At 69.2% G+C, this 2,053-nt stretch carries 1 protein-coding gene; it reads right to left on the bottom strand.

Annotation, left to right across the window (positions count from 1 at the left end):
• Positions 1 to 16: 16 nt before the first annotated feature.
• On the bottom strand, positions 17 to 2,053 hold a 2,037-nt coding region (gene infB, locus ACXJKL_RS19960), incomplete at its 5' end, for a translation initiation factor IF-2 (protein WP_457208739.1).

Below are 2,053 nucleotides of genomic sequence, written 5' to 3' on the forward strand. Positions count from 1 at the left end.
CGATCGACTCGGTTGGTCAGCTGCGCGCGATCTCGCGCATCTCGAAGGACTCGACGATGTCGCCGACCTTGATGTCCTGGAAGTTGCGCAGCACCAGACCACACTCGAAGCCCTCGCGGACCTCGGAGGCGTCGTCCTTCTCGCGGCGCAGCGAGGACAGGTCGAGGTTGTCGGCCACCACGGCGCCGTCGCGCAGGACGCGCACCTTGGCGTTGCGGCGGATGAGACCGCCGATGACCATGCAGCCCGCGATGTTGCCGGCCTTGGACGAGCGGAAGATCTCGCGGATCTCCGCCTGACCCAGGGTCGACTCCTCGTAGACGGGCTTGAGCATGCCCTTGAGCGCGGCCTCGATCTCCTCGATCGCCTGGTAGATGACCGAGTAGTAGCGAATCTCGACACCTTCCTTGTCGGCCATCTGGCTCGCCTTGCCCTGGGGCCGGACGTTGAAGCCGATGATGATGGCGTCGGAGGCGGCGGCCAGGTCGACGTTGGTCTCGGTGATCGCACCGACACCGCGGTCGATGACGCGCAGCGACACCTCGTCGCCCACGTCGATCTTGGCGAGGGCGTCCTCGAGCGCCTCGACCGAGCCGGACACGTCGCCCTTGAGGATGAGGTTGAGCTCCTGGCTCTCGCCCTTCTCCATGGAGGCCATGAAGTCCTCGAGGCTGCGGCGGACGCGACGCTTGGCCTGCATGGCCGCACGCTCGCGCGCCTCCCGCTTCTCGGCGATCTGACGGGCCATGCGGTCGTCGTCGACGACGATGAAGTTCTGGCCCGCACCCGGGACCGCGCTCAGACCGAGCACCATCGCGGGACGCGACGGGTCAGCCTCGGTGATCTCGTGGCCGTGCTCGTCGAGCATGGCGYGGACACGACCGTGCGCCGGACCGGCCACGATCGAGTCGCCGACGCGAAGGGTTCCGCGCTGGACGAGCACAGTGGCGACCGGACCGCGACCGCGGTCGAGGTGCGCCTCGACGACGAGGCCCTGGGCGTCCTGCGTGGGGTTGGCCCGCAGGTCGAGCGAGGCGTCCGCGGTGAGCACGACCGCCTCGAGCAGCTTGTCGAGGTTGAGCCCCGCCTTGGCCGAGACGTCGACGAACATCGCGTCGCCGCCGTMCTCCTCGGGGATGAGGCCGTACTCGGTCAGCTGTCCACGGACCTTGGTCGGGTCCGCGTCGGGCTTGTCGATCTTGTTGACCGCGACCACGACCGGCACGCCGGCCGCCTTGGCGTGGTTGAGCGCCTCCACCGTCTGCGGCATGACGCCGTCGTCGGCCGCGACCACGAGGATCGCGATGTCGGTCGCCTGGGCACCACGAGCACGCATGGCGGTGAACGCCTCGTGACCGGGGGTGTCGATGAGGGTGATGCGACGGTCGTTGCCGTCGACCTCGGTGTGGACCTGGTAGGCACCGATGTGCTGGGTGATGCCACCGGCCTCCTTGTCGACCACGTTGGCATTACGCAGGGCGTCGAGGAGCTTGGTCTTTCCGTGGTCGACGTGACCCATGACGGTCACGACCGGCGGACGGACGACCAGGTCGGCCTCCTCGCCTTCGTCGGCACCGAACTCGAGGTCGAACGTCTCGAGCAGCTCGCGGTCCTCGTCCTCGGGCGAGACGATCTGGACGACGTAGTTGAGCTCCTCGCCGAGCAGCTCGAACGTCTCGTCACCGACCGACTGCGTCGAGGTGACCATCTCGCCGAGCGAGAAGAGCATCTGCACCAGGGCAGCTGCGTCGACGTTGATCCGCTCCGCGAAGTCGGTCAGCGACGCGCCACGCGGCAGACGGACGGTCTCGCCGTTGCCCTTGCGGACACGCACGCCACCCAGCGTCGGGGCGTCCATGGCCTCGAACTCCTGGCGACGGGCGCGCTTGCTCTTGCGTCCACGACGCGACGGACCACCGGGACGACCGAAGGCACCCTGGGTCTGGCCGCGCTGGCCGGGACGGCCACCGCCGGGGCGACCGCCACCGCTGGGGCCGAAGCCACCGGGAGCGCCACCGGGACGACCCGGGGCACCAGCACCGGCACCGGGGCC

Source organism: Nocardioides sp. P5_C9_2 (assembly GCF_054049555.1).